We start from the raw sequence: 25937 nt of genomic DNA, 5'->3' as shown, positions 1-25937 counted from the left end.
TCGGCTGATGGCAAGCAAAGCATGCAATGGATCATTGATAATCAAACCCTCCTACTTTCAATCACTTCACTAGGCTCAGTGGTCGGTTTTTCCGCCGCCGCAGTACTGCATTTTAAATCTCGTCAGTTGCAAGCTTTGGCAGAGCACAAAGCAGGGCTAGAAGCCTCTGTGTTAGAGCAGCAAATCGAGCGTCTGAAAACCGAACTACAAGAAGCAAAACAAGAGCTTGATGAGCTTGATGATGAGCGAGATAAGTCGGCATTTGAACTGAAGCAAGCGCATGGCAAGGTGATGGCGGCGATGGAGAAGCTGCGTTATTTCGATGCCGTGAAGCAAGAGCGTCAGCAATACGCCAGCGAGCTTGAGCAAGTGAAGCAGCAGCGCGCCCAATCGGAAGCCCAACTGCGTGAGCAGCTTGCTACCTATCAACAGCAGCAGCGCTCGGACAGCGAGAAATTAGAGTTGTTGCAGCAATCCGAGCTGCGATTAAAGGAGCAGTTCGAACGTCTCGCCAATCAGGTATTTGAAGCCAAAACCGCCAAAGTCGACCTACAAAACCGTCAGAGCTTAGAAGGCATCTTAACGCCGCTTAAAGAGCAGCTTGAGGGTTTTAAGAAGCAGGTAAACGACAGCTTTAGCCAAGAAGCCAAAGAGCGCCACACCTTAGTGCATGAACTTAAGAACCTGCAGCGCCTCAACGATCAGATGACCAAAGAGGCGATGAACCTGACTCAAGCACTGAAAGGGGACAACAAGCAGCAAGGCAACTGGGGTGAAGTGGTGCTTGCTCGCGTACTTGCGGAATCGGGATTGCGTGAAGGTCATGAGTATCAAACTCAAGTGAGTCTGCAAAATGAAGCGGGCAAGCGTTACCAGCCCGATGTGATTATTCACTTACCTCAAGAGAAGCAGGTGGTAATTGATTCGAAAATGGTGCTGGTGGCGTATGAGCGCTACTTCAATGCAGAAACCGATGCCGAGCGCGATCGCGCCCTAAGTGACCACTTACTGGCGCTGCGTAATCACATCCGTGGTTTGTCACAAAAAGATTATCACCAGCTCAAAGGCATTCGCTCGCTGGATTATGTACTGATGTTTATTCCCGTCGAGCCCGCGTTCCAAGTGGCGATTCAAGCTGATCCTAGTTTGGTTAAGGACGCTTTGGAGAGCAACATCATTCTTGTCAGCCCAACCACCTTGCTGGTAGCGCTACGCACCATTGATAATTTATGGCGCAACGACCGACAGAATCAAAACGCTCAAGTCATTGCTGACAAGGCCAGCAAGCTTTATGACAAACTAAGACTGTTTGTGGATGACATGGAAGGGCTGGGCGGTGCGCTGGATAAAGCCAACCAAAGCTACCAAGGTGCGATGAATAAGTTAGCCACCGGACGCGGCAATGCGATTCGTCAGGCGGAAAGCTTTAAACAGCTTGGCGTTGAGGTAAAACGCTCGATTTCTCCTTCGCTCACAGAAATCGCACAAAATGAGGCACTGGTGGAAAGACAACCAGACATGGATAAAGTAAACTGACCGCTTGCGGCGACAGAGACGTAACGCTGCCCAAGAGGAAGAATAATGACGGAAAGTACTGTGCAATCGAATCAGCTAAATCAACAAGACGACACCACGCACTTCGGCTTTGAAACAGTCGCGAAACAAGAAAAAGTGACGCGCGTTGCGGAAGTGTTCCACTCGGTCGCGGCGAAATACGACATCATGAACGACCTAATGTCGGGCGGTGTCCACCGTTTATGGAAACGCTTCACTATTGATTGCAGTGGTGCAAGACCGGGTCAGCGCATTCTTGACCTAGGTGGCGGTACGGGTGATTTGACGGCCAAGTTCTCTCGTATTGTTGGCGACAAAGGCCATGTGTACTTGCCGACATCAACAACTCAATGCTCAATGTCGGTCGCGACAAGCTGCGTGACACTGGCATCGTTGGCAATGTGCATTACGTGCAAGCGAACGCCGAAGAGCTGCCATTCCCAGACAATTACTTCGACTGTATTACTATCAGTTTTTGCCTACGTAACGTAACCGACAAAGATAAAGCTCTGCGCTCTATGTTCCGCGTATTGAAGCCAGGCGGTCGTCTGTTAGTGTTGGAGTTCTCCAAACCGATTATTGAGCCACTGTCGAAAGTGTATGATGCTTACTCATTCCACCTATTGCCTAAAATGGGTGAGCTAGTGGCGAATGATGCAGAAAGCTATCGCTATCTTGCGGAATCGATCCGCATGCACCCAGACCAAGACACTCTGGAAGGCATGATGCAAGAGGCGGGCTTTGAGCAAACCAAATACTACAACCTAACCGGTGGCATTGTAGCCCTGCACCGTGGATACAAATTCTAAGGATTGAGTCATGCCATTTGACCCATTAGTGACCGCGGTGGTGGAAACCACACTCAATACGTTGATCAACGATGACGATGCGCTAGTTAGCCGTGTCACTCGCCTTAAAGGCCAGGTGATTCAAGTTCACCTGCGCGAATTCAACAAATCACTGACCTTTGTGTTTAGCCATCAGCTTGATGTGCTGGCTAATTACGAAGGTGAACCAGATTGCTATCTGTCACTGAACCTTTCTGTTTTGCCTGAGCTTAAAGAGCAGGCCAACATCACTAAGCTGATTAAACAAGATAAGCTGGAATTGGAAGGTGATATTCAGTTAGCACAAAAATTCTCCGCATTGTTGACCGATTGCAAGCCAGACATTGAAGAGTGGCTGTCACGCGTGACCGGTGATGTGGTTGCGCATACCGCAGTGCAAGGGGCGAAAAACCTGTTTGGTTTTATCGCGTCACAGGCGGCGAAACATCAAGACCATTTCGGCCAGGTGTTGACCGAAGAGTGGAAGATTGCTCCGCCACCATTAGCGATTGCAGCGTTCTGCGACGACGTCGATGACGTGCGCAGCCAAGCTGAGCGACTCAATGCTCGCCTTGATGCGCTACTCGAAGCCGCTGGCAGTGACAATGCCGACTCGGAGCGTGTATGACTCCGAGTGAAATAAAACGTCTTTATCACATCATCAAGGTACAACTTGAGTATGGCCTTGATGAACTGATGCCAACGCATCAATTGACCAAAGCACCGCTGCTTGCCAGACGTTCGCTGTTTTGGATGAAGAACAAGCATCCAGAGAAGCCGTTAGGAGAGCGCTTGCGCTTGGCACTGCAAGAGCTGGGTCCTGTGTGGATCAAGTTTGGTCAGATGATGTCGACGCGTCGCGATCTGTTTCCTCCACACATTGCCGACCAGCTGGCGCTGCTACAAGATCAGGTCTCTCCGTTTGACGGTGAACTGGCGAAGTCACAAATGGAGCTGGCACTCGGTGGACCGATTGAAAACTGGTTTGACGATTTTGATATCCAGCCACTGGCGTCTGCGTCTATTGCTCAGGTGCATACCGCTAAGCTGAAATCGACCGGCCAAGAGGTGGTACTTAAGGTCATCCGCCCGGATATTCGTCCGGTGATCGATGCCGACCTAAAACTCATGTATCGCATGGCGCGCATTGTATCGAAGGCACTGCCTGATGCTCGTAGATTGAAGCCAGTCGAGGTCGTTCGTGAGTATGAAAAGACCTTGCTTGATGAGCTCGATCTGCGCCGAGAGGCGGCCAACGCGATTCAGCTGCGCCGCAATTTCGAAGGCAGCGAAGAGCTGTATGTGCCAGAGGTGCTTCCGGACTTTAGCAGTGAAAGCTTGATGGTCTCTGAGCGCATCTATGGTATTCAGGTTTCCGACATCCCAACGCTAGAAGCCAACGGCACTAACATGAAGCTACTGGCGGAGCGCGGTGTGAGCGTGTTCTTTACCCAGGTATTTCGTGATAGCTTCTTCCATGCCGACATGCATCCGGGCAACGTATTTGTTAGCTATGAACACCCAGAGAATCCGCTGTGGATTGGTCTCGATTGCGGCATTGTCGGAACGCTTAACAGCGAAGACAAACGCTACCTAGCGGAGAACTTCCTCGCCTTCTTCAATCGCGACTATCGTAAAGTGGCCGAGCTTCATGTGGATTCTGGTTGGGTGCCACGCGATACCAATGTCGACGAGTTCGAGTTTGCGATTCGCATGGTGTGTGAGCCGATTTTTGCCAAGCCACTGTGTGAAATTTCCTTTGGCCACGTGCTACTGAACCTGTTTAATACCGCGCGCCGCTTCAATATGGAAGTGCAGCCACAGCTGGTATTGCTGCAGAAGACTTTGCTCTATGTTGAAGGGCTCGGCAGACAGCTTTATCCACAGCTAGACTTATGGGAGACAGCGAAGCCGTTTCTTGAAAACTGGATGATGAATCAAGTTGGACCGCAGGCAGTAATTAACGGTATCAAAGATCGCGCGCCGTTTTGGGCAGAAAAATTGCCGGAACTTCCAGAGTTGCTGTACGATAGCCTGAAACAAGGTAAAGCGATGAATCAACGCATAGATACCTTGTATCAAGGATACCGTGAAACAAAACGGCAACATGGAACCGGTAAATTTTTGTTTGGCGTTGGCGCAACTTTAATCGTATGCTCCGCCATACTACTTGAAGGACCTTACGATCAGCTGTCAGTCGCATCTGGCGTTGCTGGTATCACATTTTGGTTGTTCAGTTGGCGTACTTACAGGCGTTAAGCGATAAACTCGTATTAAATCATTTGTTTGTTAATCAAGACCCGAGGTAGAAAGAATGGGCGGTATTAGTATTTGGCAACTTCTTATCATTGCAGTGATTGTGATTCTGCTATTTGGAACCAAGAAACTGCGTGGTATTGGCGGCGACCTAGGTGGTGCTGTAAAAGGCTTTAAGAAAGCCATGAGCGAAGATGAGCCAACGGCAAAAAAATCTGACGACAAAGATGCAGATTTTGAACCAAAGAACATTGAGCAACAAAAAACAGACGCTTCTACTGAAACAAAGAAAGACAAAGAGCAGGCATAATTCGTGTTTGATATCGGTTTTTGGGAACTGGTACTCATCTCTGTAGTTGGTTTGGTGGTTCTGGGACCAGAGCGCCTACCAACGGCTATCCGGAGTGTTTCTCGTTTTATCAGCTCAGCAAAAGCGATGGCGAACAACGTCAAAGACGAGCTGTCGCATGAGCTTAAAGTTCAAGAGCTTCAAGAGAACCTGCGAAAAGCTGAGAAAATGGGCATGGAAGACCTCTCACCGGAACTGAAAAGTTCGGTAGAAGAATTGAAGCAGGCGGCAAAAGAAGTCACCCGTCCTTATGCAAGTGACAAGGCGACAACTGCAGAATCTGATTCCCGTCCACAAGAGACGGTGCAACCGGAGCCTGTTAAGCCTGCCGAGAATGAGTCTCCAGAAAAAGATCTAAACAAGGGCTGAACATCAGCCCTTGTCTGTATATATGTCTCCCGTGGATAGGCCGCTAGTTTGTCCATCTTCACGGTATTTTATTCGAGGTTTTCATGTCTTCCGTCGAACAGACACAGCCTTTGATTAGCCATCTGTTAGAGCTTCGTAACCGACTATTGCGTGCGATTGTCGCAGTGTTGGTGGTGTTCTTAGCTTTGGTCTATTTCTCTGGCGATATTTACGATTTTGTCTCTAAGCCTTTGGTAGAAAGATTGCCAGAAGGGGCGACCATGATCGCCACCGATGTGGCATCGCCATTTTTTACCCCGCTTAAGCTTACCCTAATTGCGTCGGTGTTTATTGCTGTGCCTTACATTCTTTATCAAGTTTGGGCATTTGTTGCACCCGGTTTGTATAAGCATGAGAAGAAATTGGTTATGCCATTGATGTTCTCGAGCTCGCTGCTGTTTTATTGTGGTGTTGCGTTCGCGTACTTCGTGGTGTTTCCGCTGGTGTTTGGCTTCTTCACTGCGATATCGCTTGGCGGCGTAGAGTTCGCGACCGATATCTCCAGTTATTTGGATTTTGTCTTAGCGCTGTTCTTGGCGTTTGGTATTGCGTTTGAAGTGCCTGTGGCCATTATCTTGCTGTGTTGGACAGGGGCGACGGATGTTGAAAGCTTGAAGCAGAAGCGTCCGTATATCGTCGTCGGTGCGTTTGTGATCGGCATGCTGCTTACTCCGCCGGATATGATTTCACAAACCCTGCTCGCGATTCCTATGTGTTTGCTGTTTGAAGTGGGACTGTTCTTTGCGCGTTTCTATACGCGTAAGCCAGATGACAGCGAAGAGGCTGAGCAAGAGTAAAGCTTGTGATGAATTGATGACATCATCTTAGATAGCAAAGTAGCGGCTTAGGCCGCTATTTTACTATCTGCATTTTTTGTTTTGGCAATATTGGCTACTTCTTTCTGACAACTGAGCTTTAAGGTTAGCGGATTTTCAGAACGTAACCGCAATTAGAGCATACATACACTTCTTTCACGCCCATTAACTTTTGCCAAAATGTGCGATGCTGACGTTGCAATAGATTTCCATGTTGACACATACTCCACCTCCGAGACAGAACTGCGTGATCTTTGCCACACTTCCTTTGTCGGTGGTGGCATATAAAAGTGATGCATATTCTACGTTAACTTGACGTTATCTTGTGTACACCAAACTAGATCTCCGTCACGGAATGAGTAATAAATTATGAAAAACTACAATGAAAACAGTGATTTTGCATTGTTTGTTGTTATCTGTGCCACTTTTTTACTACTTAATTCGGTGAGGTCTGCTATGCGATTTAGCACCAGATCAGTATACGCTGGCTCATTGCGTTTCCCACGATGTGGTACCGGTGCTAGGTAAGGGCAGTCGGTTTCTAGAATCACTTTGCTCAAATCTAGCTGTGGAATCACCTTGTCCATGCCCGAGTTTTTAAAGGTAGAGACGCCGCCAAGGCCGAGGTGAAAGCCAAGATCGTTAATGGCTTTCGCTTCTTCAATTGTGCCGCCGAAGCAGTGGAACACGCCGCGTAAGTCTCCATTTTGCTCGGATTTAAGCAGAGCTAATGTCTCTTCAATCGAATCTCGAGTGTGGATCACCACTGGTAGGTTCATCTCTTTGGCCCAATTCAACTGAGTAATAAAGGCATATTCTTGCTCCTTGCGATAGGTTTTATCCCAGTACAAGTCGATACCAATTTCACCTACAGCAATAAAGTTATGCTTGTCGAACCAAGAATGAATGGTGTCGAGCGTTTGATTGACATTGCCATCGACATAGCATGGGTGCAGCCCCATCATTGAACGGCATACTTGTGGATAAGCCGCTTCGGTCGCCAACATAGGTTCTATGGAGTCGAGGTCGATGTTCGGCAGCAAAATGTGTTCAATACCGGCATCAAGTGCGCGCTGTACTACTTCATCGCGGTCTTGGTCGAATTCGGTGGCGTAAATATGGGCGTGTGTATCAATCATGGCTAACTAAATTTGGTGAGTAATAGGCTCAGTATATCGTTTGTGGTTTAGCATTTTCCAATTTTACTACTAGCATGAACAAGCGAGAGTGATATGCTTGATTTTCGCATTTTTCCAGACAAGGAGAGAAAGGTGTCTGTATCGATTCAAGGTCAATTTCCAGCACGCCGTATGCGCCGTATGCGCAAACATGACTTCAGCCGACGTTTAATGGCAGAGAACAAGGTGTCGGTGGATGACTTGATCTACCAATGTTCATTCTGATGGGCAAAAACCGCCGCGAAACGGTGGAGTCTATGCCTGGGGTTGAGCGTCTTTCTATTGATTTGATGCTAGAGGAAGCCGAATATCTAGCGAAACTGGGCGTTCCGGCCATTGCGCTGTTCCCAGTGGTTAACCAAGATGCAAAAAGTCTCTGTGCGGCAGAAGCTATAACCCAGAAGGCTTGGTGCAGCGCGCTGTGCGCTCACTAAAGGAAAATGTGCCACAAATGGGTGTGATCACAGACGTAGCGTTAGATCCGTTCACGACTCATGGTCAAGACGGCATTATCGATGAGGATGGTTACGTTCAAAATGATGAGACTACTGAAGTGCTGATCAAACAAGCCTTGTCCCATGCCGAGGCGGGTGCGGATGTTGTTGCTCCGTCGGATATGATGGATGGTCGTATTGGTCGTATTCGTGAAGCGCTAGAAGAAGCGGGTCATGTACACACACAGATCATGGCCTACTCGGCAAAATATGCATCAAACTACTATGGTCCATTCCGAGACGCGGTCGGTTCGGCATCTAACCTTAAGGGTGGCGACAAGAAAAATTACCAGATGGATCCTGCTAACAGTGATGAAGCCTTGCACGAAGTGGCGATGGACATCAATGAAGGTGCGGACATGGTTATGGTTAAGCCTGGTATGCCATACCTAGACGTAGTACGTCGTGTGAAGAGCGAGCTTCAGGTGCCGACGTTCGCTTATCAAGTCTCTGGTGAGTATGCAATGCACAAAGCCGCGATTCAAAATGGTTGGCTCAAAGAGCGCGAAACGGTACTTGAATCATTGCTGTGCTTTAAGCGCGCTGGTGCGGATGGCATCCTGACTTACTTCGCGAAAGATGTGGCGGAGTGGTTGGCACAAGATAGCCAGCAAGATTAATAAACACCACGACATGAGAAGCCGGCACGACGCCGGTTTTTTTGTGGTCAGAAATTAAATGATAAATATTCTCAATTAGTGGTTGACGCACCAAATGAGAATGATTACTATTAACTCGTCCTAAGGGAAAAGGTTAAGCAACTAGCGACATGGCTCAGTTCACTTAATCGGTTCTTTTTTGACACGACATTGCTCACATTGCTTCCAGTGTATTTATAGCTTTTAGTTGGTTAGCCGTACTCGTTAAACGAGATAACCTCCTTAAATTATTGCTAGGCGACACCTTTGGTGTCGCTTTTTTTCTATCTACTCTTTGCAGATTAATTGCACACTCTGACTAGAATATAATCCTATCGCTGACATTAAACGCAAAATTAGGTTTTCCACATGGCATGATCCGAGAAGGATCATGGTAAGGGTGGGGGATCTGATATTTAATGCTTTAATTACAGTGGTTTATATTTGTTTTCTGATAGCCTTGAATAACTTTATCATTTGTTAAAACAACTCTATAAACAGATTTATCCACAGGCTTAGGGGTGCAAGAACGCAGTTTAATTTGGTAACTGTGTATATAGACAGTGAAAGAGCGTAGCATCGCGCTGCGAGTCATGGCATCCTTATAGACCACTACCAAAAATTTTGGACAACTAAACATGGCGCAAATACCAGACAACCCATTGATCCTTATCGATGGTTCTTCTTATCTCTATCGAGCATTTCATGCTTATCCAGAAACGATGAGCAATGGCGAAATTCCAACCAATGCGGTTTACGGTGTTGTTAACATGCTACGAAGCATGATGCGTCAGTTTGCCTCTGATCGTATTGCGGTGGTATTTGATGCCAAGGGCAAAACATTCCGTGATGATATGTACCCAGAGTACAAGGCAAATCGTCCTCCTATGCCGGATGATCTTCGCTGCCAAATTGAACCTTTGCATAACGTGATTCGTGCGATGGGTTTACCGCTTATCTGTGTGCCGGGCGTGGAAGCGGATGATGTCATTGGTACTTTGGCGCATCAAGCATCACAAGCGGGTATGCCGGTATTGATCAGCACGGGCGATAAAGATATGGCTCAACTGGTTGATGATAACGTTACCCTTATCAACACCATGACCAATGTGGTGATGGACAGAGCAGGCGTAGTGGATAAGTTTGGTATTCCACCTGAGCTTATTATCGACTACCTCGCACTGATGGGCGATAAAGTGGATAACATCCCTGGTGTACCTGGTGTAGGTGACAAAACAGCAACAGCACTATTGCAAGGCATCGGTGGCATTAAAGACCTTTACGATAGACTCGACGATATCGCCCCTCTTGGCTTCCGTGGTTCAAAAACCATGGCGAAAAAGCTGACTGAGAACAAAGAAAATGCACTGCTTTCTTACGATCTTGCGACCATCAAACTGGATGTGGAACTCGATTGTACCCCTGAATCTCTGCTGAAAGAGACACCAAACGTTGATGAGCTGACCAAGCTGTACGGCCAACTGACCTTTAAATCTTGGCTCAATGAGCTTCTTGAAGGTGGTACGGGCGAAGTGCAAGCCGCAGAGAGTGCAGCAAAACGCATTTCTAGCGATGACGATGCAGCTGCGATGGACACATCAGCCGTGAAAATTGACCGCAGCCAGTACGAAACCATCCTAACCGAAGAGCAGTTTGCTGAGTGGCTAGAGAAGCTAAAAGCGGCTTCAGTGATTGCGTTCGATACTGAGACGGACAGTTTGGATTATATGGTAGCGAATCTTATCGGTCTGTCGTTTGCGACCGAAGAAGGCGTGGCCGCTTATCTGCCTGTTGCGCACGACTACATGGGCGCACCAGAGCAGCTTGACCGTGATTGGGTTCTTGAACAATTAAAGCCGTTGCTTGAAGACGACAACGTAGTGAAAGTCGGTCAAAACCTTAAGTACGATGCCAGTGTGATTGCACGCTATGGTATTGAGCTTAAGGGCATCAAATACGACACCATGCTCGCTTCTTACGTCTACAACAGTGTCGGCGGTAAGCACGATATGGACAGCTTGGCGCTGCGCTTTTTGCAGCATAGCTGCATCTCATTCGAGCAAATTGCCGGTAAAGGCAAGTCGCAACTGACTTTCAACCAAATCGAGATGGATCAGGCTGCGCCATACGCGGCAGAAGATGCGGATGTGACTTTGCGCCTTCATCAGCGTATTAATGCAGAGCTTGAGAAAAACGAAGCCCTGAACCGCGTTTATCAAGAAATCGAAGTACCATTAGTGCCTGTGTTATCTCGCATCGAGCGCACCGGCGTGTTGATTGATGACATGCTGTTGGGCGCTCAATCTCAAGAGATCGCAGCTCGCCTTGATGAGCTAGAGCAAAAAGCTTACGAGATTGCTGGAGAAGAGTTCAACTTGAGCTCACCGAAACAGCTGCAAGCGATCTTCTTTGAGAAAATGGGACTGCCGGTTATAAAGAAAACACCATCAGGCGCACCCTCTACTAACGAAGAGGTGCTGCAAGAGTTGGCGTTGGATTACCCACTGCCTAAGTTGATTCTGGAGTATCGCGGCCTAGCGAAACTCAAATCCACCTATACAGACAAGCTGCCGAAGATGATCAACCCAGAAACGGGTCGAGTACACACGTCTTATCATCAGGCTGTCACGGCAACTGGTCGTTTGTCATCGACCGATCCAAACTTACAGAACATTCCTATCCGTAACGATGAAGGCCGACGCATTCGTCAGGCGTTTGTTGCTCCCCATGGCTGGAAGATCCTTGCGGTGGATTACTCTCAGATTGAACTTCGTATCATGGCGCACTTATCAGGAGATAAGGCGCTATTGGATGCGTTTAGACAAGGTAAAGATATCCACGCTGCGACAGCGGCGGAGATCATTGGTGTCGATATTGAGCAAGTGACCAGTGAACAGCGTCGCCGTGCCAAAGCGGTGAACTTCGGCCTTATCTATGGCATGAGTGCGTTTGGTCTGTCTAAGCAACTCGGCATCCCTCGCGGTGAAGCGCAGCAGTACATGGATACTTACTTCGAGCGCTATCCTGGCGTAATGCAGTATATGGAAGATACGCGTGCTCTAGCGACGGAGAAAGGCTACGTTGAAACCATCTTTGGTCGCAGACTGCACCTACCTGAGATTAAGTCTCGTAATGGCATGCGTCGCAAAGCAGCGGAGCGTGCCGCGATCAACGCGCCAATGCAAGGTACTGCTGCTGACATCATTAAGAAAGCGATGCTGTTGGTGGATGAATGGATCCAAGCCGAAGGTGATGGCAAAGTTAAACTACTGATGCAAGTGCACGATGAGCTGGTTTTTGAAGTGGAATCGTCATCTTTAGGCGAAATTGAAAGTAAAGTACAAGAATTGATGGAATCTGCAGCAGAATTAGCTGTGCCGCTTGTTGCCGATGCAGGTCACGGAGACAACTGGGATCAGGCTCACTAGTCATATTTTGAGCTAAATTATTAAATTAACATGAGCCAGCGCACAGTCGCTGGCTTTTTTTTGATGTTAAAAAAGTTCATGCATCTAAGTTACTTATGTCTGTTAACAAAAACTTCATGAAAAAAAACTACAAAAATAGTTTCATTTTCTGATCACTTGTTGTACATTAGAACGCGTAGGGTACAGAGGTAAGATGTTCTATCTTTCAGACCTTTTGTTTCACGTTATTGGATTAGGCTGATTCAGCCGCCCCAGTCAGTATTTGACTGGGGCGTTTTTTCTTGTGGCAAAGGAAATTTTTTAGCGTGCCTATTCTCGCTTTTCTCTCCTCGTCATTACGACATTCGATGACCAAATTCTGTAATTAAACGACCTTCACACTTTGTATAATTCTCAACTAGAATCAAGCGTAGAAAAACAGCGAGTGATCAGAGTTTTACTGTCTGAAATATAAGGCTTTATTGGGGTGTGATTATGGTGGAAAGTGGGATGGTAAGAGAAGACTAGCTCACACTTTGTATGGCTGGTGATTGCATTGTTTGAAAGCTTCATAGATGCTTGAAACAAACAATAATACTAAATCTTCTCTCTCCCATTGCCCTGCCAGGAAGGCGGGGCGTTTTGTTTCTGCAGGATGGTGTATTACTACCGAAAGGTAGTTTTTACCACCAAAGACAGTTAAGCGTCGTGCTCACCATCTTCTAATTCGTCAGCTTGCTCAAGGTGTGCAAACGCAGGGGCAAACCAGGTGTCGAGTTTATTTCGTAATTGATCAACACCAATGCCTTTTAGTGACGAAAACGGATCGACTTGCACATCACCGCCAAATGCCAGTGCTGCTTCACGGATCTTCAACACTTGTGCTTTGCGAGCACCGCTTTTCAGCTTGTCTGCTTTTGTCAGCAGAACCTGAACTGGAATACCAGACTCAACAGCCCATTCAATTAACTGCTGGTCAAGGTCTTTCATTGGGTGACGAATGTCCATCAATACCACTAAGCCTTTCAGGCAGCGACGTTTCTGCAAATATTCGCCTAGCGATTTTTGCCATTTCTTTTTCATCTCAAGTGGCACTTGAGCAAAGCCGTATCCAGGCAAGTCAACGATGTGACAACCTTCATCAACCTTGAAAAGGTTAATCAACTGGGTACGGCCTGGTGTTTTACTGGTTTTCGCCAGTGCTCTTTGGTTAGTAAGGCGGTTCAGTGAACTGGATTTACCTGCATTGGAGCGTCCTGCAAACGCAATTTCGATCCCTTCATCCTCTGGCAAGTGACGAATATCGGGTGCACTTGTAATGAAATGCGTGTTTTGATAATGAATTTTTACGCTCACTGTTAACTCCATCTCGACTTTGTGTAGTCGATTGATTACTTTTTTGTGAAATTGTGTAAAATAACCGTGCTCGGCATATGGCCACACATTGTACCATGATCGGTATTAATTGCCCGCGTTACCTTATTTTGTCCCTTTGACACCAATCTGTAGGGTTTTGTGAGGCGTATAGTGGTACTGGAAGCTTGATAATTATAATGGAATGTCATGAAAAAATTAGCGCTAATCTTGAGTCTTGTAGTCAGCTGCTCAGTATGGGCCCAAGGCGATATTGAAGCTGGTAAAGCAAAATCCCAAACGTGTGTAGCGTGTCATGGAGCGGACGGTAACAGTCTGCTAACGATGTACCCAAGCATCGCAGGACAGCACGCAAAATATATTGAAAAACAACTGAAAGATCTAAAACTTGGTATGACAAGTGGTGGTAAGCAAGGTCGTTATGATCCTGTGATGAGTGGTATGGCAATGCCACTATCTGAGGAAGATATGGCGGATCTTGCGGCTTACTATGCGTCTATGCCAATCGCAGCCAATAGCACCCCTGAAAATGTGGTTGAAGTGGGTAAAGTTCTCTACACCGCTGGCGATGCAGAGCGTGGCATTACTGCGTGTATCGCCTGTCATGGTCCTCGTGGTAACGGTACTGAGCTATCAGGGTTCCCGAAAATCTCTGGTCAGCATGCTGAGTATGTGAAATCACAGCTAGAGAAATTCCGCAGCGGCGATCGTGCCAACGACATGAACGCTATGATGCGTGATATCGCTAAAAAGCTGAACGACGAAGATATCGACGTTCTTTCTAAATATGTGGGCGGTCTTCACTAAACCGAACCGCGTTATAAAAACTAGCAGCCTAACTAGTTTGTTTAATGTCTAAACACTGGTTTCTTTAACGCCAAACCGAGCTTGCAGTGCCTCTTCTGATGAAGGGGCATTGTTGTTTTCGGTGCTCGGGTAGTGTTGTTTTTGGCATATCTGTTGGTACTGGTATCGCGCATTGGGTGATTCAGATCTCACTTCGATCTTGATGTCGTTCGAGCTTGATTGGCGAGTTATCCAGATGCTTTGTGAGATATTTGCCATACTTGTTAGCGAAAAAGTGCTGTCATTGATGGTTAAGGTTATGATTTATATCACTTTAATTGTTTGTGTGTTGTTGCGAACTAGAAAAAAGGTTGTGCTAGGTTGTCTTCCATCCTGAGTCAGGTAAATTGTTCCTTGTCGACAGGATGCTGACACAAGGATTTCAGACCAAGAAGGTCTTCAAGGATGTTTGGCGAGGAGCGCCAAAAATAATAATAAGGACATCGCTCAGACTCGGAGTGTGAGTAGATACGGATGGTCGACTATTCTCAGGATGAGAAAACAAATGGACAGGGTTTAGGAAGAACTCGAGCAGAAGGTTTTGCCAGGGATCGTGAAAACGCATCAGGACGATGACAAACAAGAATTAGCAGTGGAAGCACAAATAACAAATGGATATTTGTGAGGCATTCAAAGAGTGCCAACAATTTCACCCCCTATGGTGATGGAAAGCGACAGGTCAGCCTGTCGCTTTTTTTACGTCTAAAGTCAGTGCGTAAATGATAATTAATTTCATTTATCTTGAAATGATTGTTGAGAGCGATTATCATCTGTGACTCTATGCATGGAGGCAGTATGGACAATCGCAACAATCGTCACACCGTTCCCCTAGATGTACCCAGCAAGCTGCTCAGGCCGTTATGGTTTCGCAGTCGTGAAAGTTTGCTGGATGATGGCATCATTTATGACCCTATCGCTGCCCATGCCTGTCGCCGTTGCCAACTTGCGCCCGATTGCCTCACAGGTAACGTTGACCAAAGTCAGTTACTGCATGCGACCCTAACTCAGCTTTGCGATTTGCAAGTTAAGCGATTTCTTGAGACCAACCCTGATGGTTGGGTCATTAATGTCGGCGCTCGCCTTGATACCCGTTTCTACCGTTTAGATAATGGCCGCTGTCGCTGGCTGGAAGTGGACACCAATGAGCATTTGGTTTGGCGCCAAAGGCTGTTTCACAAAAGTGAGCGCTACTCACTTATCTGTGGTTCGATTGATGATATGAGCTGGTTGTCGACACTATTGATTCCAGCGGACAAACCGATTCTGGTTGTGTGTGAACACGCTCTACTGGAGCAAACCGAGACTCGGATAGCGCACTTTGTACAAGCCATCGGTTGTCACTTTCAACACGCCAAAGCCTGCTTGGTGCTGGCAGGTGATCTCACTGCGAGTCATTTCGGGCAAAAGATGGGTTGCGAGCGCTATCAGCATGGCATGCGAAAGCCGCTTGATAAGCTGCTTCACTGGTTGCCATGGACATACAAAGTCTCGATAGATTCACCTATCGATAAGCATTGTCAGCGCTGGTCTCGTTGGCAGCGTGTGGTGGCAAAACTGCCTATCTACCGGCACCGCCTCACGCCAAATATCGTCAATATTGAATGGTAGTAGCAGTACCTATCGACAAATAACGTTACTATAGCGCTTCAAGTTTCCTCTCCACAAACACACATAAGTGGAGCCTCGACGCGCTGGAGTCTTCGTGTTTCAACATTCAATGACCATCCTGTCAGATCTGCCTTTGCACCGCCGAGTATTGCTTTTGGCCATCCCTATGGTGCTGTCCAATATAACCGTACCGCTACTAGGTTTAGTTGATGCAGCTGTGATTGGGCATTTGGAACACTCGTGGTATTTAGGTGGTGTTGCACTGGGCAGTACCATGATAGGTGTCACCTTTTGGTTGCTCGGCTTCTTGAGAATGTCGACCACAGGTCTCGCCGCACAAAGCTTTGGCGCCAATGATACGCGGCAGCTTGCGCTGGTATTTTTACAGGGGAGCCTAATGGCATTGGGGTTTGCTGCGTTGTTCTTACTCGTGCATACATCTCTCGCCGATTTGATTTTTTCGTTTAGCTCAGCCAGTGAAGAAGTGAAACATTATGGCCATCAGTACTTTGCGATCAGAGCTTGGAGTGCGCCAGCAGCATTGATGAATTTTGTGCTTCTTGGCTGGTTGCTAGGAACACAAAACGCGAAAGCGCCAATGTGGATGGTGATCATTACTAACTTGGTTAACATTGGTCTTGATGTCCTGTTTGTGATTGGATTGGGGTGGAAAGTCGAAGGTGCAGCCTTGGCCTCGGTCATCGCTGATTACTCTGGTTGTGCATTTGGCCTATGGTGTGCCGCGCGCACTTGGCGTCAGCGAGCCTTGCCTAATGTGCTGCAATTAGCTTCTGAAGTGAGCCAGGATATAGGACGTTTTGTGAAGCTTAATCGTGATATCTTTCTTCGTTCATTGTGTCTACAAGCTACCTTTAGTTTTATGACGTTTCAAGGCGCAGCATTTGGAGATGATATCGTCGCGGCGAATGCGGTATTGATGAGCTTCTTAATGCTCATCTCTTATGGCATGGATGGTTTCGCCTATGCCATGGAAGCCATGGTAGGCAAAGCGATTGGTGCCAAGAGTCGCAGCCAACTCATTGATTCGCTCGTGGTGACCTTTTTCTGGAGTGCGGTTATTTGTGTGTTGCTGACACTGGTCTTTGCAGGTTGGGGGAGTCATCTAATTGCGATGATCACCTCCATCGCCGCAGTGCAGACGCAAGCGGAAATCTTCTTACCGTGGTTGGTTGCTATGCCGCTGGTGTCCATGTGGTGTTTTCTATTTGATGGTATTTTTGTGGGCGCGACCAAAGGCAAAGATATGCGCAATAGTATGTTTGTTGCTACTTGCAGTTTCTTTGCTTTGTTCTTTGCTGCCAGCAGTTTGGGAAATCATGCCCTTTGGTTCGCGATGCTCAGCTTTATGGGCATTCGAGGTTTGGGATTGGCGGTGATATTTATCTACCAGTGGCGTCGTGGTCAGTTTTTGCTGGCTTAGCGTGTCATCTGTGTAAGAGGCAAAAAAAGGCGACATGATGTCGCCTTTGTTGTATCTGTCTAACGTGCGATGCATTGCAATTGGGTTAGAACAGACGGTTCAAACCATTGAGCGCTGCAACACGGTAAGCTTCTGCCATTGTCGGGTAGTTAAAGGTGGTGTTAACGAAGTACTCGATGGTATTCGCTTCGCCTTTTTGCTCCATGATGCTTGGCCGATGTGAATGATTTCTGCCGCACGCTCACCAAAACAGTGAATGCCCAAGATTTCTTTGGTCTCGCGGTGGAACAGTATTTTCAAACTTCCCACATCTTTACCGGCAATCTGTGCTCGGGCAAGGTGTTTAAATGACGAACGTCCTACTTCGTAAGGGATCTTGGCTTCCGTCAGCTCTTGCTCGGTTTTTCCCACAGAGCTGATTTCTGGGATGGTGTAGATACCTGTCGGAATGTCTTCAATCAGCTTACCTTCGGCTTCTCCTCGGGTAATGGCTTGAGCCACAAATCGGCCTTGGTCGTAGGCCGCACTTGCTAAGCTCGGATAGCCAATCACATCACCGACGGCATAGACATGGTCAATATCGGTTTGGTAGTTGGTGTCGACTTTAAGCTGTCCGCGAGAATCCGCGACGAGTCCAACGGCATCCAAATTAAGTGCATCGGTGTTACCCGTTCGGCCGTTGGCGTACAGCAAGCAATCCGCGCGCATTTTCTTACCAGAATTGAGGTGGATGATGACGCCGTCTTCGGTGCCTTCAATCTTGCGTAAGTCTCATCGTTGCGGATCATCATGCCGCTATTCCAGAAGTGATAGGACAGAGAGTCTGACATCTCGTTATCTAGAAACGCCAGTAGGCGCTCGCGGGTGTTAATGAGGTCAGTTTTTACATCCAAACCACGGAAGATAGACGCATACTCACAACCAATGACGCCGGCACCGTAAATAATGATGTGTCTAGGGTCGTGCTCAAGAGAAAGAATCGAATCGCTGTCGTAAATACGTGGGTGATTGAAGTCGACATCAGCAGGGCGGTACGGCCTTGAGCCAGTCGCAATCACAAACTTGTCGGCGGTATACGTATCGATTGTGCCATCGGACTTGGTGACTTCGAGGCTGTGAGTATCAATAAAGCGTGCCGTTCCGAATAGCAAGGTACACTCATTTCGGTCATAGAAACCTTGGCGCAGTCGGGTTTGCTTATCGATGACGGTTTTCGCGTGTCCCAAAATATTGGAAAACGTCGAGTGCAGGCTCGTATTGTTACCACAAAACAGTGGGTTGTTGTTGAACTCAATGATACGGCTGACCGCATGGCGCAATGCTTTCGAAGGTATGGTCCCCCAGTGGGTACAACCGCCACCGACGCTGCTCTCTTTTTCGATGATCGCAACGTTGAGGCCAGCTTTGGTCAGCCCCATCGCAGCCCCTTCACCACCGGGGCCACTGCCGATTACGATAGCATCAAAATGTTTAGCGCGACTCATATAGTATCCTCGTAGTTCTTCATACCCCCACAAAACATTTCAGCTTCAATAGCAACAGTAGACTGGGAGTGATGAGTGCAATTCATAGACTAGCAATGGCGCGATTTTAACGGATTATTAACCTTGGTAAACATGACTGCGTGAATAGAGTGTGAAAGATCACGCAGTTTTATCGAGAGTTAGCATCGGATAAACGTTTGATGTATGCAAAATAATGAAACTTGTTTAACTATAGCGTTGAGCAAATGAAGTGAGATGCGTACAGGTTTTTTAGTAAAAATCGCCAGCCATACACTTATACAAAGTGACTATTCGCGCTATATTACCTCCACTCCCTCAATTACCGTCATCGATGGTAACCAACAAGAGCACCTAGGTTAAACATGAAATCAATGGGTATTCGTGCACAACAAAAAGAAAAAACGCGTCGTTCATTGATCGATGCTGCTTTTAGCCAGCTTAGTGCCGATCGCAGCTTTTCGAACTTGAGCCTGCGCGAAGTCGCGCGCGAAGCCGGTATCGCTCCTACTTCTTTCTATCGTCATTTTAAAGATATGGATGAACTGGGGCTGACCATGGTAGATGAAGGAGGTTTGCTGCTAAGGCAGTTAATGCGACAAGCGCGCCAGCGTATTGTCAAAGAAGGCAGTGTGATCCGTACTTCAGTTGAAACGTTTATGGAGTTCATTGAAAGCAGTCCCAACGTGTTCCGCCTATTATTAAGGGAGCGCTCTGGTACCTCTTTCGACTTTCGAGCCGCGGTAGCTCGTGAAATCCAACACTTTTCGGCTGAGCTAACTGAATATCTGGTTAGCACAGGTATGGATCGTGATGAAGCGTTTGCTCAAGCGGAAGCTTCTGTCATTCTCGTGTTCAGTTCAGGCGCTGAGGCGTTAGACCTTAGCAAGAAAGAAAGATATGAACTGGCCGAGAGGCTGATTGTCCAACTAAGGATAGTGGCCAAGGGTGCACACTGGTATCGCAAAGAACGTGAAAGAAACCGTCAAAAAGAAGGGTCCAACTAATGTCCAATGAAGTGTCCTCCGAAAACCGCGAAAGCGGCAAAAAAACGCTCGTACTTGCTCTGATTGCAGGTATGTGTGGTAATGCAATGTTGTCTTGGCTCACCATCAGCGAAGTGACATTCTCTATTTTTCCACTGATTGCGCTTGTGCTGTCAGTTCAGGCTCTATACCAAGAATATCTTAGAAACCCAATCCCAGAAGACTTCCCTATGGTTGCCTAGCGGCATTCTTTGTGGGTGCATTTGGTCACTCTGCGTTTACCAAAGCGCAGTACCTGAAGCGGGTTCTAATTTTATTGCCATCATGGTGGTCTTGGTGCTGCTATTCTGGATTGGCAAAAAGATGGGTTATATCCTTAAGGAAGCCTAACTCTAAAGCCTCTATTCGTAGAGCGAGAGCATAAAAAAACGAGCCTGCTGGCTCGTTTTTTGTTTTCTACTTATTAGGCTTTGCGCTCAAGCAGTACACCCGCTTCGATGTGATGAGTGAACGGGAACTGATCGAATAGAGCAAATCGCGTAATGTGGTGCGTTTCACCCAGTACGTCCAAGTTGTCTTTCAAGGTCTCAGGGTTGCACGAGATATACAGAATGCGCTCGTAACCTTGAACCATTTTACAGGTATCGACATCCATACCGGCACGTGGTGGGTCAACGAAAATCGTGTTGCAGTTGTAGCTCTTAAGGTCAACGTTCTGCTGCTGCAAGCGTCGGAATTCACGTTTGCCTTCCATCGCCTCTGTGAATTCTTCTGCTGACATGCGAATGATTTGAACGTTTTCAATCTTGTTCGCTGCAATGTTGTATTGCGCCGATTCTACCGAAGGCTTCGCTAATTCTGTTGCAAGTACGCGCTCGAAGTTTTGCGCCAATGCCAATGAGAAGTTACCGTTACCACAGTAAAGCTCTAGCAAATCTCCTTTGCTGTCTTGGGTACAATCAACCGCCCATTCCAACATTTTTTGAGCCACTGGACCATTGGGCTGTGTGAAGCTGTTTTCCACTTGCTGGTAGTGGTATGGCTGACCGTTAACATGCAGAGTTTCCACCACATAGTCTTGATCCATGACGATTTTCATCTTACGTGCACGACCAATCAGGTTCAGCTTAAAGCCTTCATCATTGAGCTGCTGTTTCAGTGCTTGTGCTTGTTCCTTCCACGCATCATCCAGTTGACGGTGATACAGCAGAGACACCAAAATTTCGCCGCTCATCGTCGATAGAAAATCAACTTGGAACAGTTTCTTTCGTAATACCTCATTGCCTTTCATCGCGTCCATCAGCAGTGGCATTAGGTCGTTGATAAGACGGCTCGCCGCAGGGAATTGATCAACACGGTACTTTTCACGCGTTTCTTGGTTGAACATGATGTAGTACATGTCGTCGCCTTCATGCCAAACGCGGAATTCAGCACGCATACGATAGTGCTTTTCTGGAGAAGTAAATACTTCGAGTTCAGGAGCAGAATACGGCGCCATCATATCGATCAAACGTTGAGATTTTTCTTCAAGCTGGATTTGATAGCCTTCTGGTGTGAAGTCGAGATTTGCCATGGTGGTTGCCTATCGTCGGTAATGAGTTGTATTAAGGAGGGCAGATTTTATTCAATCTCCCGTCGTTGTCCAGTTTTTCCCAGAATTGTCTCGCATTATCTCTGCGCTCTTATAGCTTAGTTCAATCCGTTATGGACAAATAATCAATCAGTTAATACCATGCCCCCTAGCTGGTGTGAGAATCAGATGGAGTTCTCACTGAAAAGGGAATCTGGTGAAAATCCAGAACTGACGCGCAGCGGTAAGAGAGAACAACCCCTCACAAAGACACTGTTTGAGATAAAACGGGAAGTCGAGGCAGTAGGTGAAACCAATATGGTTTCGTGCTCTTAAGTCCGAATACCTGCCAGCAGCCAACTCGATGCGAAAAAAGGATTGCTCGAGTAGGTAGGACTTACGCGATTTAGGACAACACAACAAATGAACAAATCATGTTTGGCGATAGCAGTGGCTGCATCGCTCTCTTCTTATGCTTCTTTTTCACTGGCTCAAGAAAGCTCTACGGCAACGCAAACCAAAGAAACAATGGTGGTCACCGCCAATCGTTTCGAACAACCGGAAGACAAAGTCATCGCTCCAATGAGCGTTGTGACTCGTCAAGAAATTGAGGTATCTCAGGCAAAGAGTTTGTCGGACGTACTGCGTCGGCTTCCTGGTGTCGAAGTGGTGCAAAACGGTGGGCGAGGTCAATCAACGTCTATCTTCCTGCGTGGTACCAATAGTAATCAAACCTTAGTGTTGGTTGATGGTGTTCGATACAGCAGCGATACCACTGGATTATCCATCAACCATTTTCCAATTGGGCTAGTTGAACAAGTGGAAGTGATTCGTGGGCCGAGCGCAGCAATTTATGGCTCGGACGCTATTGGTGGTGTAATCAATATCATCACTCGTACTAATAATGGCCAAGAGCGCAAACAAATCAATGTAGGTGCATCGAGTCATGATGGTCGAGAGGCCAACTTTACTGCGAAGACAAAGCTTAATGAAAATGGCCATATTCAAGTAGCAGGTGGCTATGAGAAAACGGATGGTTATGATTTTAAAGCCGTGCAAGATGGCACCAACTATGGTTATGAAAATCGAAACTTGCACCTTGGTTATAAACATGACTTCAACAGTAATTGGAGCGCACTGCTAGATTATCGTTGGTTCGATAGCCTGACAGAATACAATTCTGGAGGTGCGAAGAAGAATGGGGTGGTTGATAATCAGAATCTAGCGGGTCGTATTGACTATCAAAGCCAAGCGTATAAATCATTTGTGACGTTGAGTTATGCCCAAGTTGAGAAAAAGGACTTCCTGCAATCTGTTGGCGAGAGCAATGCTGATACTGTTGTTGATACTAATGCGTTAAATGCGCAATGGTCGAATCTATATCAGATTAACTCACACTATTCGGTCGGTGGTGGTCTGGATTACCGTAAAGAGGAACTTGCTGATGATGCCAAGAGCTGGGGGAGTGCGCATAAACTAGCGGGAGAAAGCCGCGAGAATATTGGCGCTTATGTATCTGGTAGAGCGGATTATGACAAGTTTTCTGCCGAAGCAAACGTAAGACACGATCGACATGATAAATATGACAACTACACAACGTGGTCATTGGGTGGTCAATATCGCTTTATTCCAAACTACCGTGCTTATGCGATGGCTGGTACGGCGTTTAAAGCGCCAAGTTATAACAGTCTGACCACTAATCCGGATCTTCAACCAGAAGACTCGCGCAACCTTGAAGTTGGACTTGCTGGTTTGAGTGGCTTTTTAGATTGGAAATTATCGGCTTATCACAATAAGGTCGACAATCTAAACATCTGGTATTCAGTACCAGGAGACCCATGGGGCAAAACCTACAACGTTGATGCAGATATCAAGGGTGTGGAGCTAGAAGGGCGATTTAGCACGGGGCCAGTTCATCATACCGTGATTGCTGAGTATAAAGATCATAAAGATGATAACGGTACTCAGCTAGCTCGACGAGCCAAAGAGAACTACAAGTGGATTGGTGAAGCAAACATAGGTGACTTCGATCTGTCGCTTACCTATCTCTATACAGGTAAGCGCCTCGACTTACCGACAGCTAATCCAACTGCTGACGACTATCTGCCTGCTGCGAGTTTGTGGGATGCCGCGGTCTCTTACTGGGTAGCTGACAATGTTGCCTTGAGAGCAAGGGTAGATAACCTGCTTGATGAGGAGTACGAAACGGCTAAAGGCTATCGCTCTCCGGGTCGTACTTTCTTCGCGTTGGCAACAGTAAACTTTTAATAGCTAGTTAGCGTCTCTATTTCGAAGCCACTCTAGGGAGTGGCTTTGTTTATTTGCATATTCAGGGTGTTCCCATGAAAAACATCATTATCAGCTGGTCATCAGGTAAAGATTCCACATTAACCTTTGAGCGTCTTATGGAGTCGTCTGAATACAATGTCGTAGGCTCTACACCACCCACGTAAATGGTGAGGTGCCTTTCCAAGTCACGCCTCTTGAAGTTGTTCAGATGCAAGCTGATAGACTAGGTGTGCCCTTAGTGTTTATTGAGTTGCCAGAGGTGTTCCCGGCAAATGACATCTACCAGTCGCTAGTTATAGACGGCGTAAAGTCATCAGGACTAAATGTTGACGGCATCGCCTTCGGGGACATGTTCTGCAATGGCATCGTCGAGTATCGAAAAAGCTACGTAGAGCCCGCTGGGCTGGAAGCGGTTTTTCCTTTGGTTGGTGAAAATAGCCAAGATCTTGCTCGAGAAATAATAGCAAGAGGGATTGATACAGTATTGGTGACAATAGACAGGCAAGTATTACCAGAGTCTTTATGCGGAGAGCGTTATACCAACTGCCTCATCACAGAGCTACCAACCAATGTTGATCCATGTGGCGAAGATGGCGAGTTCCACACTTTAGTGTGTAATTCAAAGTACTTTAGCCATCCCATAGAGATTGAACCCTTATCGATAGAAACCGCTGATCGATTCAGCCATCTAAGGTACAAAGTGAAGTAGGCGTCGAGAGCAGATAGGTTTACCGCTTAACCAGTAGTGAGTATCATGTCGGCGGATAGATAACGACAACCGTCGGTGTAATACGCGATGAATAGACATAACATTTTGATATTTGACTCTGGAGTAGGTGGTCTCTCTGTCTATAAAGAGATAGCGAACTTGCTGCCGTGTGCAAACTACTTCTATTTATTCGACAACGAAGCCTACCCTTATGGCGAACTTGCGCCGGACACACTCGTTGATCGTACCTGTCGTCTAATCCAACAGATGATGCAGCGCCAGCGCATTGATATCGTCGTTATCGCTTGCAATACCGCGAGCACCATCGTACTACCTCATTTAAGAGAAGTGTTGTCTATTCCGGTTGTCGGTGTCGTACCAGCAATCAAACCCGCTTCTCTACTTTCACAAAAAGCCGTCGGTTTAATTGCCACACCTGCTACCATAACTCGTCAGTATACCCATGATCTGATCCGAGACTTTGCTGATGATAAAGATGTAAAGCTGCTTGGCAGTAGTCAGCTGGTGGATATGGCTGAGCAAAAGCTGAGAGGGCAATCCATTGACATGATGCAATTGCATCAGATCCTAGAGCCACTCGTAGACGTGATTGATGTAGCGGTATTAGGGTGTACTCATTTTCCGTTGATTCGAGAAGAGATATCGCAAGTGCTTGGTAAAGGTGTCGAATTGATTGATTCGGGCACAGCGATTGCTCGTAGAGTGGTGAGTTTATTAACGGAATGTGGCGATAAAGAGGGGCTAGGGAGTAAAGAGGTGTTTAGCAGTGCTTCCCCTAAACAAGAAGAAGCACTTAATATAGCCTTAGACGATCTCGGCTTTAGTCCTGTTCAATTGATGCAGATTCAGGATGCTTAGGGTCATTAGCAATGCGAACCTTTAAGGTTCTTTGCATATAGTCCTTTTCGTTGAGCGCTTCGATTGCCCCCTTGGCATCGGAGCTCGCCATGACGACGAAACCAAATCCACGACGCTTACCTGTGCGTTTATCCTTCATTAGTCTTACCGCAAATACTTCCCCATATTCAGCGAACAGATCCTTAACGTGAGATTCGTTAGCTTTATAAGGTAGGTTACCTACGTACAGTGTTTTTGTTGATTGAGAACTGTCTTTCGAAACGGTTGGAGCAGCAGAAGAAAACTTAACAACGAAAAATGTAGCTACTACACCAAGTACAAAAGCAACAGCCGGTGAGATGTCGGCGAACTGAGAAAAAACAATTCCGCCTAAAATAGCGATCGCTATTACTAGAAAAAGAGATTTATTGGAGTCCATATTAAAGTACTACTTTTCTTATTGACGAATAATGGCATCTATCGTTAACAAATAGATACAGGAATATTACGTAGTTGAGCGTTATTTTTCCAATTATTTGGTGTGATGTATTTCAAATGTTGAATTTTTATCGAAAAACACTGCCTTTGATGGCTTTTTGAACGAACGGAAAATAATTTCAAAAAAAGGGTTGTCATCGATGCTGCGATCTCTATAATGCCGCCTCACCGACACGGAGTGAGACGAAAGTCACAAAGCGGAGTCGGTTGAGAGAGAAAAGAAAGTTTGAAAAAACGCTTGACTCTCAAAATGGGAAGCGTAAGATACGCACCCCTAACGACGAGACGCAGAGCGGTTCGAAAGTTAGAAAATGTTCTTTAAAAATATAG

Annotated in this window: 20 protein-coding genes, 5 pseudogenes and 1 riboswitch; of the genes and pseudogenes, 19 read left to right on the top strand and 6 right to left on the bottom strand. The window is 46.8% G+C overall.

What is annotated here, in order from left to right; translation table 11 throughout:
• Nucleotides 1–21 precede the first annotated feature (21 nt).
• The 7 genes and pseudogenes from rmuC to tatC all read left to right on the top strand — a co-directional run bounded on the left by rmuC (nucleotide 22) and on the right by tatC (nucleotide 6191).
• Entirely contained in the window at nucleotides 22–1536 is a 1515-nt protein-coding gene (gene rmuC, locus TZ48_RS17800; protein ID WP_112480130.1) for a DNA recombination protein RmuC, read from the top strand.
• Nucleotides 1537–1581: 45 nt separating this feature from the next.
• Nucleotides 1582–2363: pseudogene (ubiE, locus tag TZ48_RS17795) on the top strand (bifunctional demethylmenaquinone methyltransferase/2-methoxy-6-polyprenyl-1,4-benzoquinol methylase UbiE).
• Between the two features lie 10 nt (nucleotides 2364–2373).
• Nucleotides 2374–3009 carry a ubiquinone biosynthesis accessory factor UbiJ gene (locus TZ48_RS17790; RefSeq protein ID WP_112480129.1) on the top strand — a complete coding sequence of 212 codons (636 nt, stop codon included), beginning with the start codon at nucleotides 2374–2376 and terminating at the stop codon, nucleotides 3007–3009.
• The gene (gene ubiB, locus TZ48_RS17785) at nucleotides 3006–4640 is read left to right on the top strand and encodes a ubiquinone biosynthesis regulatory protein kinase UbiB (RefSeq protein ID WP_112461398.1); all 1635 of its coding nucleotides are present in this window, start codon (nucleotides 3006–3008) and stop codon (nucleotides 4638–4640) included. Before TZ48_RS17790 ends, ubiB begins: the two co-directional genes overlap by 4 nt.
• Before the next feature lie 55 nt (nucleotides 4641–4695).
• A complete protein-coding gene (gene tatA, locus TZ48_RS17780) occupies nucleotides 4696–4947 on the top strand; it encodes a Sec-independent protein translocase subunit TatA (RefSeq protein ID WP_042502091.1) in 252 nt (83 codons plus the stop codon).
• 3 nt (nucleotides 4948–4950) lie between these two features.
• The gene (gene tatB / locus TZ48_RS17775; protein ID WP_112480128.1) at nucleotides 4951–5355 is read left to right on the top strand and encodes a Sec-independent protein translocase protein TatB; all 405 of its coding nucleotides are present in this window, start codon (nucleotides 4951–4953) and stop codon (nucleotides 5353–5355) included.
• A gap of 83 nt (nucleotides 5356–5438) precedes the next feature.
• Nucleotides 5439–6191: a twin-arginine translocase subunit TatC gene (tatC, locus tag TZ48_RS17770; RefSeq protein WP_112480127.1), complete on the top strand. Its 753-nt coding sequence runs from the start codon at nucleotides 5439–5441 to the stop codon at nucleotides 6189–6191.
• 395 nt (nucleotides 6192–6586) lie between these two features.
• Here tatC and TZ48_RS17765 read toward each other — a convergent pair whose 3' ends face one another.
• Nucleotides 6587–7348 (bottom strand): TatD family hydrolase, encoded by a 762-nt coding sequence (locus TZ48_RS17765; RefSeq protein ID WP_112480126.1) that lies wholly within the window; start codon nucleotides 7346–7348, stop codon nucleotides 6587–6589.
• A gap of 132 nt (nucleotides 7349–7480) precedes the next feature.
• Here TZ48_RS17765 and TZ48_RS26435 point away from each other — a divergent pair, with 132 nt between their 5' ends.
• The 4 genes and pseudogenes from TZ48_RS26435 to spfP all read left to right on the top strand — a co-directional run bounded on the left by TZ48_RS26435 (nucleotide 7481) and on the right by spfP (nucleotide 12188).
• Complete coding sequence (locus TZ48_RS26435) at nucleotides 7481–7612, top strand: hypothetical protein (RefSeq protein ID WP_420822958.1); 132 nt, start codon at nucleotides 7481–7483, stop codon at nucleotides 7610–7612.
• Nucleotides 7600–8501: pseudogene (gene hemB / locus TZ48_RS17760) on the top strand (porphobilinogen synthase). The gene TZ48_RS26435 and the pseudogene hemB overlap by 13 nt, the downstream one beginning before the upstream one ends.
• A gap of 656 nt (nucleotides 8502–9157) precedes the next feature.
• Nucleotides 9158–11947, top strand: a complete 2790-nt coding sequence (gene polA / locus TZ48_RS17755) for a DNA polymerase I (protein ID WP_112480125.1) — start codon at nucleotides 9158–9160, stop codon at nucleotides 11945–11947.
• Nucleotides 11948–12140: 193 nt separating this feature from the next.
• Nucleotides 12141–12188 carry a small protein SpfP gene (gene spfP, locus TZ48_RS26635; RefSeq protein ID WP_438356636.1) on the top strand — a complete coding sequence of 16 codons (48 nt, stop codon included), beginning with the start codon at nucleotides 12141–12143 and terminating at the stop codon, nucleotides 12186–12188.
• 437 nt (nucleotides 12189–12625) lie between these two features.
• Here the strand turns inward: spfP and yihA are convergent, their stop codons facing one another.
• Nucleotides 12626–13294, bottom strand: coding sequence for a ribosome biogenesis GTP-binding protein YihA/YsxC (gene yihA, locus TZ48_RS17750; protein ID WP_239670946.1), 669 nt, complete (start codon nucleotides 13292–13294; stop codon nucleotides 12626–12628).
• Between the two features lie 195 nt (nucleotides 13295–13489).
• Here yihA and TZ48_RS17745 point away from each other — a divergent pair, with 195 nt between their 5' ends.
• On the top strand, nucleotides 13490–14107 hold the full coding sequence (locus TZ48_RS17745; RefSeq protein ID WP_112461394.1) for a c-type cytochrome: 618 nt from the start codon (nucleotides 13490–13492) through the stop codon (nucleotides 14105–14107).
• A gap of 48 nt (nucleotides 14108–14155) precedes the next feature.
• Here the strand turns inward: TZ48_RS17745 and TZ48_RS17740 are convergent, their stop codons facing one another.
• The gene (locus tag TZ48_RS17740) at nucleotides 14156–14365 is read right to left on the bottom strand and encodes a hypothetical protein (protein ID WP_112480124.1); all 210 of its coding nucleotides are present in this window, start codon (nucleotides 14363–14365) and stop codon (nucleotides 14156–14158) included.
• A gap of 576 nt (nucleotides 14366–14941) precedes the next feature.
• On the opposite strand from TZ48_RS17740, the gene TZ48_RS17735 reads away from it, so the two are divergent.
• Complete coding sequence (locus TZ48_RS17735) at nucleotides 14942–15754, top strand: class I SAM-dependent methyltransferase (RefSeq protein ID WP_112480123.1); 813 nt, start codon at nucleotides 14942–14944, stop codon at nucleotides 15752–15754.
• 109 nt (nucleotides 15755–15863) lie between these two features.
• Entirely contained in the window at nucleotides 15864–17195 is a 1332-nt protein-coding gene (gene dinF / locus TZ48_RS17730) for an MATE family efflux transporter DinF (protein WP_112480122.1), read from the top strand.
• 85 nt (nucleotides 17196–17280) lie between these two features.
• Here the strand turns inward: dinF and sthA are convergent.
• A pseudogene (gene sthA, locus TZ48_RS17725) lies at nucleotides 17281–18679 on the bottom strand (Si-specific NAD(P)(+) transhydrogenase).
• 383 nt (nucleotides 18680–19062) lie between these two features.
• On the opposite strand from sthA, the gene fabR reads away from it, so the two are divergent.
• Both fabR and TZ48_RS17715 read left to right on the top strand, forming a co-directional pair.
• Complete coding sequence (gene fabR, locus TZ48_RS17720; RefSeq protein ID WP_112461392.1) at nucleotides 19063–19704, top strand: HTH-type transcriptional repressor FabR; 642 nt, start codon at nucleotides 19063–19065, stop codon at nucleotides 19702–19704.
• Nucleotides 19704–20073 (top strand): annotated as a pseudogene (locus tag TZ48_RS17715) (YijD family membrane protein). The gene fabR and the pseudogene TZ48_RS17715 overlap by 1 nt, the downstream one beginning before the upstream one ends.
• Before the next feature lie 73 nt (nucleotides 20074–20146).
• On the opposite strand, the gene trmA reads toward TZ48_RS17715, so the two are convergent.
• On the bottom strand, nucleotides 20147–21256 hold the full coding sequence (gene trmA / locus TZ48_RS17710) for a tRNA (uridine(54)-C5)-methyltransferase TrmA (RefSeq protein ID WP_112480121.1): 1110 nt from the start codon (nucleotides 21254–21256) through the stop codon (nucleotides 20147–20149).
• 154 nt (nucleotides 21257–21410) lie between these two features.
• A riboswitch (cobalamin riboswitch) is annotated at nucleotides 21411–21621 on the top strand.
• 55 nt (nucleotides 21622–21676) lie between these two features.
• Here trmA and TZ48_RS17705 point away from each other — a divergent pair.
• From TZ48_RS17705 to murI, 3 genes and pseudogenes are all read left to right on the top strand, one after another.
• Nucleotides 21677–23521, top strand: a complete 1845-nt coding sequence (locus TZ48_RS17705) for a TonB-dependent receptor domain-containing protein (RefSeq protein ID WP_112480120.1) — start codon at nucleotides 21677–21679, stop codon at nucleotides 23519–23521.
• Nucleotides 23522–23595: 74 nt separating this feature from the next.
• A pseudogene (locus TZ48_RS17700) lies at nucleotides 23596–24251 on the top strand (Dph6-related ATP pyrophosphatase).
• A gap of 87 nt (nucleotides 24252–24338) precedes the next feature.
• Nucleotides 24339–25130 (top strand): glutamate racemase, encoded by a 792-nt coding sequence (gene murI, locus TZ48_RS17695; RefSeq protein WP_112480119.1) that lies wholly within the window; start codon nucleotides 24339–24341, stop codon nucleotides 25128–25130.
• On the opposite strand, the gene TZ48_RS17690 is transcribed toward murI, so the two are convergent.
• Entirely contained in the window at nucleotides 25093–25548 is a 456-nt protein-coding gene (locus tag TZ48_RS17690; RefSeq protein ID WP_042502118.1) for an RNA-binding protein, read from the bottom strand. The two genes, murI and TZ48_RS17690, sit on opposite strands and share 38 nt — an antisense overlap.
• Nucleotides 25549–25937 lie beyond the last annotated feature (389 nt).

The sequence above is a fragment of the Vibrio variabilis genome (genome assembly GCF_003263785.1).
Classification (GTDB): domain Bacteria; phylum Pseudomonadota; class Gammaproteobacteria; order Enterobacterales; family Vibrionaceae; genus Vibrio; species Vibrio variabilis.
Note: the sequence above shows the minus strand (reverse complement) of the source record. Positions and strands in the feature narration are given on the sequence as shown.

Bases quoted from the DNA above. Each gene is read 5' to 3' on its own strand.
- yihA (WP_239670946.1), bottom strand. From the start codon at position 13,294: ATGGAGTTAACAGTGAGCGTAAAAATTCATTATCAAAACACGCATTTC.
- polA (WP_112480125.1), top strand. From the start codon at position 9,158: ATGGCGCAAATACCAGACAACCCATTGATCCTTATCGATGGTTCTTCT.
- tatC (WP_112480127.1), top strand. From the start codon at position 5,439: ATGTCTTCCGTCGAACAGACACAGCCTTTGATTAGCCATCTGTTAGAG.
- tatA (WP_042502091.1), top strand. From the start codon at position 4,696: ATGGGCGGTATTAGTATTTGGCAACTTCTTATCATTGCAGTGATTGTG.
- fabR (WP_112461392.1), top strand. From the start codon at position 19,063: ATGAAATCAATGGGTATTCGTGCACAACAAAAAGAAAAAACGCGTCGT.
- TZ48_RS17765 (WP_112480126.1), bottom strand. From the start codon at position 7,348: ATGATTGATACACACGCCCATATTTACGCCACCGAATTCGACCAAGAC.
- trmA (WP_112480121.1), bottom strand. From the start codon at position 21,256: ATGGCAAATCTCGACTTCACACCAGAAGGCTATCAAATCCAGCTTGAA.
- TZ48_RS17735 (WP_112480123.1), top strand. From the start codon at position 14,942: ATGGACAATCGCAACAATCGTCACACCGTTCCCCTAGATGTACCCAGC.
- TZ48_RS17745 (WP_112461394.1), top strand. From the start codon at position 13,490: ATGAAAAAATTAGCGCTAATCTTGAGTCTTGTAGTCAGCTGCTCAGTA.
- TZ48_RS17690 (WP_042502118.1), bottom strand. From the start codon at position 25,548: ATGGACTCCAATAAATCTCTTTTTCTAGTAATAGCGATCGCTATTTTA.
- ubiB (WP_112461398.1), top strand. From the start codon at position 3,006: ATGACTCCGAGTGAAATAAAACGTCTTTATCACATCATCAAGGTACAA.
- rmuC (WP_112480130.1), top strand. From the start codon at position 22: ATGCAATGGATCATTGATAATCAAACCCTCCTACTTTCAATCACTTCA.
- dinF (WP_112480122.1), top strand. From the start codon at position 15,864: ATGACCATCCTGTCAGATCTGCCTTTGCACCGCCGAGTATTGCTTTTG.
- murI (WP_112480119.1), top strand. From the start codon at position 24,339: ATGAATAGACATAACATTTTGATATTTGACTCTGGAGTAGGTGGTCTC.
- TZ48_RS17705 (WP_112480120.1), top strand. From the start codon at position 21,677: ATGAACAAATCATGTTTGGCGATAGCAGTGGCTGCATCGCTCTCTTCT.
- TZ48_RS17740 (WP_112480124.1), bottom strand. From the start codon at position 14,365: ATGGCAAATATCTCACAAAGCATCTGGATAACTCGCCAATCAAGCTCG.
- TZ48_RS17790 (WP_112480129.1), top strand. From the start codon at position 2,374: ATGCCATTTGACCCATTAGTGACCGCGGTGGTGGAAACCACACTCAAT.